Source organism: Luteibacter sp. P4_D7_3 (assembly GCF_056401735.1).
The window spans coordinates 1-6,121 of the sequence record NZ_JBFUIT010000247.1 but is presented as its reverse complement, the minus strand read 5'-3'; the positions used below and the strand labels follow the sequence as shown (position 1 = coordinate 6,121).

6 protein-coding genes are annotated in these 6,121 nt (G+C 66.2%); 3 read left to right on the top strand and 3 right to left on the bottom strand.

Going from position 1 to position 6,121, the window contains the following annotated elements; translation table 11 throughout:
• On the bottom strand, positions 1-493 hold a 493-nt coding region (locus AC1DSN_RS17030; RefSeq protein ID WP_477331829.1), incomplete at its 3' end, for a C40 family peptidase.
• A 132-nt stretch (positions 494-625) separates the two neighbouring features.
• Here AC1DSN_RS17030 and AC1DSN_RS17025 point away from each other — a divergent pair.
• The 3 genes from AC1DSN_RS17025 (at position 626) to hutG (ending at position 4,160) form a co-directional block, all read left to right on the top strand.
• Positions 626-1,885 carry an NAD(P)/FAD-dependent oxidoreductase gene (locus AC1DSN_RS17025; RefSeq protein WP_477297927.1) on the top strand — a complete coding sequence of 420 codons (1,260 nt, stop codon included), beginning with the start codon at positions 626-628 and terminating at the stop codon, positions 1,883-1,885.
• Between the two features lie 84 nt (positions 1,886-1,969).
• A complete protein-coding gene (gene gorA / locus AC1DSN_RS17020; protein ID WP_477331827.1) occupies positions 1,970-3,334 on the top strand; it encodes a glutathione-disulfide reductase in 1,365 nt (454 codons plus the stop codon).
• Between the two features lie 16 nt (positions 3,335-3,350).
• Positions 3,351-4,160: an N-formylglutamate deformylase gene (gene hutG, locus AC1DSN_RS17015; protein WP_213948426.1), complete on the top strand. Its 810-nt coding sequence runs from the start codon at positions 3,351-3,353 to the stop codon at positions 4,158-4,160.
• A 77-nt stretch (positions 4,161-4,237) separates the two neighbouring features.
• Here hutG and AC1DSN_RS17010 read toward each other — a convergent pair whose 3' ends face one another.
• Positions 4,238-4,678: a RidA family protein gene (locus tag AC1DSN_RS17010; protein WP_477331831.1), complete on the bottom strand. Its 441-nt coding sequence runs from the start codon at positions 4,676-4,678 to the stop codon at positions 4,238-4,240.
• A complete protein-coding gene (locus AC1DSN_RS17005) occupies positions 4,668-6,119 on the bottom strand; it encodes an aldehyde dehydrogenase (protein WP_477297745.1) in 1,452 nt (483 codons plus the stop codon). The genes AC1DSN_RS17010 and AC1DSN_RS17005 overlap by 11 nt, the downstream gene beginning before the upstream one ends.
• Positions 6,120-6,121: the final 2 nt, after the last annotated feature.

Here is a 6,121-nt window from a genome sequence, read left to right as displayed (position 1 = left end):
TGGGTGCGTGCACGAAGCGGCCCTTGCCCACATAGACGCCCACGTGGGTCACATGTCCGCGGCCGAAGAAGACCAGGTCGCCACTGGCAAGCTGCGACTCGTCGACCTTGGGTTTGTCCAGCGCGGCCATCTCACCGGAGGTCCGCGGGAGGCGCACGCCGGTCGACGTCAGGTAGATGTAGTTGATCAGACCGCTGCAGTCGAAGCCGCCCTGCGGTGTGTTTCCGCCCCAGCGATAAGGTGTGCCGACGAGGCCGATCGCACGAAACAGGACGTCATTGGCCGCGTCGGCGGGCGGCGCCTCGGCCGGGCGGTTGGACCAGGAAAGATTCTTGGCCAGGGGCACGGCGGAGGCCGGATTTCGCTGCTGTGACGATGAACGCCTGGGCGGCGCACTGCTGCATGCCACCAGGAGGCTCATCGCCATCGTGAGCGCGAACGGGGCGAGGAAGCGGGCGGGGCGGAGCGAAGGAAGTGGAGCAGCGGCGAACATCGGGCGTTTCCCCCTGTAGGAGCAGCGCGTCGAGGTTATCAAATCAATAGGTTGCGTGGAATACCTCGCAAAGAGCACGAATTCATCCGGCGGACAGGCCGCGGGGCCGCAGCCGGCCGTTAAACTTCGTGCATGGATAGATCCCGAAGCGACGTTCTGATCATGGGCGGGGGAGTGATTGGCCTGGCCTGCGCGCTGTACCTGCTCAAGGCGGGAGCGAGCGTGCGGGTGTTGGAGCAGGGCTTGCCCGGTAACGGCGCCTCGCATGGCAACTGCGGCACGATCACGCCCAGTCACGCGGGCCCGCTGACCATGCCGGGCATGATTGGTACGGCGCTCCGCTCGCTGCTGCGCCGTGATGCGCCTCTTTACGTGAATCCCCGCCCGGACCCGGCCCGGGCGCGCTGGCTGCTCGACTTCGCCCGTCACTGCACCTGGCGCGATTACCACTACGCAGGCGAGGCACGAGGCGCGATTCTCAACCGTTCACGGGCCTTGCTCGGCGAGCTCATCGCCGACGAAGGCATCGTTTGCGAATTCGAGGAAGTGGGGGAGCTATACGTTTACCGCGACGCCCGGACGATGCAGGGTGACCGCCCGCACGTGGAACTCCTGCGCCGCCTTGGCATGGATGTGCGGGTCCTGGCAGGCGATGACGTACTCACGCTCGAGCCCGCCCTGCGCGAAGGCGTGGTGGGCGGCCTGCTCCACCCCGGTGACGCCCGGCTGCGCCCGGATCGCTACGTGGCCGAACTGGCCCGGCGGGTGCGTGAGCTCGGCGGAGCGATCGAAACCGGCGCGCGCGTGGACGAGTTCGTCCTGGAAGGCACACGCATTTCGCACGTGCGTACGACCGGCGGTGTGTTCAGCGGAGACCGCGTGGTGATGGCGCTCGGCGCATGGTCGCCCCTGGTCGGCAAGCTGCTCGACATCCGCCTGCCGATGCAGCCGGGCAAAGGCTATTCGCTCACCTGGGACCAGCCGCCCGAGCGCGTGCCGACGCACTCGCTGGTCCTTCGTGAGGCTGCTGTCTGCGTCACGCCATGGGCGTCCGGCTTCCGCCTCGGCAGCACCATGGAATTCTCCGGCTTCTCGGAAGGGCTCAACCCTGTTCGTCTGGATGCGCTGCGGCGCGGTGCCGCGACTTACCTGCACGAACCCGAAGGGCGTGGCGAGATCGTGCCCTGGTGGGGCTGGCGGCCGATGAGTGTGGACGAGCTGCCGATCATCGGTCCGAGCGCGCACTGGTCGAATCTCACCTATGCCACCGCCCACGGCATGCTCGGCATCAGCATGTCCGCCGCCACCGGCGAGCTGGTGGCTAGCCTGCTGTCCGGGCCTGCGCCGGTTCTCGACCCCACGCCCTATTCGCCAGCCCGCTTCGGCCTCTGATCGCCCGCTTCGCCGATGAATCGGCTCCTATAACAGCGGCCGCGTGTTTGCTACGGTGGCGCATTGACCCTGCTGGAGCGATGCATGACCGTGGAAGCCTTCGACCTCATCGTGATTGGCGGTGGCTCGGGGGGTCTCGCCGCCGCGATCCGCGCCTCGAAGCTCGGTGTGAAGGTCGCGCTAATCGAGCCCGGCGAACTCGGTGGCACCTGCGTGAACGTTGGCTGCGTCCCGAAGAAGGCCATGTGGTACGCCGCCCAGATGGCCGAAGCGCAGTACATCGCGATGGACTACGGCTTTCACGACACGCCTGGCAGCCTGGACTGGCCACGCTTCATCGAGCGACGCCAGGAATACATCGACCGCATCCACGGCAAGTACCAGCAGGCGCTCGACCTGGGTCACGTTACCGTCGTGCGAGAGACCGGGCGTTTCGTCGGCAAGGGAAGGGTGCGTGCGGGCGCGCGTGAACTGACAGCACCGCACATCATCATTTCGACGGGATCGAAAGCGAAGCACCTCGACAAACCGGGCTTCCACCTCGCCATGGACTCGGACGGTTTCTTCGACCTGCGAGCCTGCCCGCGCCGCGCCGCCATCATCGGCGGTGGTTACATCGCCGTCGAGCTGGCCGGCGTGCTTCGTGCGCTCGGCTGCGACGTGCACATGTACGTTCGCGGCCGCCTCATGGGAGGCTTCGACGAGGAGATGGCGTACGGCCTTGGCGAGGAGATGGAGCAGCACGGTATTCGCGTTCACTACGAGTGTCAGATCGTGGCAGCGCACGAGGCCGATGGCATGATCCTTCTCGACTGCGATCGCGGGGATCATCCTGGACCCTTCGAGGCCCTCATCGTCRCCATCGGCCGCGAGGCGAATACCGCGGCGCTCGACATCGGGACCATTGGCTTGGCCACCACCGGGGTGGACGGACACATCGCGATCGACGACTGGCAGAACACCAACGTCGAAGGGGTCTATGCCGTCGGCGACGTGACCGAACGGATGGCGCTGACCCCGGTGGCTGTGGCGGCGGCGCGTAAGCTCGTCGACCGCCTGTTCGGCGGCAAGCCGGAATCGAAGCTCGACTACCAGAACATCCCCAGCGTGGTCTTCTCCCACCCGCCCCTGGGCACGATCGGCATGTCCGAACAGCAGGCTCGCGAGGCCTACGGCGCCGATGTGCACCTCTACAAGCAGTCTTTCGTACCGATGCAGCTGGCACTGGCCCGACGGCCTATCACCACGCGGTTCAAGCTGATCTGCGTGGGCAAGGAATCGCGGATCGTCGGCATGCAGATGCTTGGCCCGGGCGTCGACGAGATCCTCCAGGGCTTTGCCGTGGCGATCAAGATGGGTGCCTGTAAATCCGACTTCGACGATACCCTTGCAGTCCATCCGACATCGGCCGAAGAGATGGTGCTGATGGGCGATCGGGTCCCCGGATGAGCGTTACACTCTGCCCATGATTCCCTACACCCTTCATCGCGGCACCGCGCCGCTCCTGGTCAGCCTGCCGCACAACGGCAGTGCTATTCCCGATGACATGGCCGCCCGCATGAAGCGCCGGGCGCGGGGTTCGGTGGACACCGACTGGCATGTTGCCGAGCTTTACGACTTCGCCCGCGAAATGGGGGCGAGCGTGATCAAGCCCTTCGCCTCCCGTTTCGTGGTGGACCTGAACCGCCCGGCCGATGGCCACCTGCTTTATCCGGGAAAGAACGAGACCGGCCTGGTTCCCACGGTGCTGTTCGACGGTCGCGAGATCTACCGTCCCGGCGCCGAGCCCGACGCCGCCGACATTGCCGACCGCGTCGAGCGCTGGTGGAAGCCCTATCACCAGGCCCTGGCCGGTGAGCTGGCCCGCCTCAAGGCCGAGTTCGGGCACGTGGTTTTGTGGGAGGGTCATTCGATCCGCAGCGAAGTGCCCATGCTCTTCGACGGACGCCTGCCTGACTTCAACCTCGGCACCGCCGATGGCGCCAGCTGCTCACCTGGCCTGCAGGCACGCGTTGCCGCCGTGCTGGAGCGTCAGGAAGACTATTCGTTCGCCGTGAACGGCCGCTTCAAGGGCGGCTACATCACCCGCCATTACGGCCGCCCGGCCGAAGGCGTGGACGCCATCCAGCTCGAGCTCGCCCAGCTCAACTACATGAACGAAGATTCGTTCGAGTATTTGCCGAAGAAGGCCGCACAGGTGCAGGTGCTGATCGGCGACATGCTAAGGGTGTGCCTCGAAGGCGCCCGACGCCCAGTGGCCGATGATGCCCGGTAGGGCTCCCCAAGGGGCCTAGCCCCGGTCCCTCCTACCGAGCGGGGGCGGGTTGTGGGTTGTCGAGCAGAGGGTGCAGGTTACCGAGCGGAGGGTGCTGGCTGCGGTGCATGCGCAACGCACTTCAGTTCGATCGCAATCGGTGTCGGCAGGGCTGTGATCCCCAGCGTCGTACGACACGCATCGACCCCCGCGAACGCCTCGGCGTAAAGCCGATTATATGTAGCGAAGTCACGCGCCATGTCGGTGAGATACACCGTCACATCCACCAGATCCTCAAAGCGCGAACCGCTGGCATCCAACACGGCGCGCACATTCGCGAACACCTGCCGGCACTGCGCCTCGATGTCGTAGGACACCAACTTGCCGTCGGCATCGACGACGTTGCCTGGCACTGCGTTGGTGGCGGGGATGCGCGGACCGACACCGGACAGGAAGAGCAGGTCGCCMACGCRTCGCGCATGCGGATAGGCACCTACGGGAGCCGGTGCGCCTTCGGCGCGGATGACATCATTGCCCATGGTCGATGCAGACATTCCTGGCCTCGGTAAAGAAACGCATGGCTTCGAAACCGCCTTCGCGGCCGACGCCCGATTGCTTCGTGCCGCCGAACGGCGTGCGCAGGTCGCGCAGCATCCAGCAGTTGACCCATACGATGCCGAAGTCGAGCTTCGCCGAGAACCGGTGGGCACGCGACACGTCGCGCGTCCACACCGAGGCGGCCAGCCCGTAAGGCGTACCGTTGGCGATGGCGAGGGCATCCGCTTCGGTGTCGAAAGGAGTCAGCGTGACGACGGGTCCGAAGATCTCTTCCTGGTTCGTCGCCGCTTCGGGTGCCAGTCCTTCGATGACGGTCGGCTGGACGAACCAGCCATCGGCGCAGCGGCCCTCGACGACGACGCGTTCGCCGCCCGTCAATAGCGTGCCGCCTTCATCCACCGCGCGCGCGATGCAGCCGATGACCTTGTCGAAATGTGCCTTGGAGACCAGGGCGCCGAGCTGGATCGAGGCGTCCTTGGGGTCACCGACGCGCAAGGCGCGAACGCGCTCGAGATAGGCCTCGCGAAAGCGATCGTAGATGCCGCGTTGGACAAGCAGGCGGGAGCCGCACAGGCAGATCTCGCCCTGGTTGGCAAAGCCGGAGCGCACGATCGTGGCAAGCGATGCCTCGGAGAAATCGAAGTCGTCGAAAACGATGGCCGGGTTCTTGCCACCCAGTTCGAGCGACACTTTTTTCAGTTGCGGTGCCGCGGCGCTCGCGATGGCAATGCCCGTCCGGGTGCTGCCTGTGAATGAAATGGCCTTCACCGTCTCGTTCGTGACGATGGCCTCACCGACGGCGGGGCCACTGCCGTGGACGATGTTGAGGACGCCCGGCGGAAAGCCGGCCTCGCTGACCAGCGTGCCGAGAAGCCATGCCGTATACGGCGTGACCTCGGACGGCTTGGCGACGACGGTGTTGCCGGCGGCGAGGGCGGGTGCAATCTTCCAGGTGAAGAGATAGAGCGGCAGGTTCCACGGACTGATGCAGCCGACGACGCCGAGCGGTAAGCGCAGGGTGTAGTTGATCGCGCCATGCTCCATCGCGTGGGATTCACCGCTCCACTGGCCAGCGGCCGCCGCGAAGAAGCGCAGGTTGGCGATGGCGCGGGGGATATCGAGGGAGCGGGCGAGGGCGAGCGGCTTCCCGCTGTCCTGCGATTCGGCTTCAGCGAACGACGCCAGGCGGGCTTCGATGAGGTCGGCCAGTCGGTGCAGGCATCGCCCGCGTGCTTCGGCAGGCGTTTGCGCCCAGCCCGGCGCGGCGCGGGAGGCGGCTGTGACGGCCTCCGCGACATCGGCAGCATCGGAGTCCGGGCACTGCGCGAACGGCTGGCCGATGGCAGGGTCGACGCTGTCGAGGTAACGGCCGGCACGCGGCGCGCGCGACTGGCCATCGATGAGGTTGGCGAGGATATGCATGC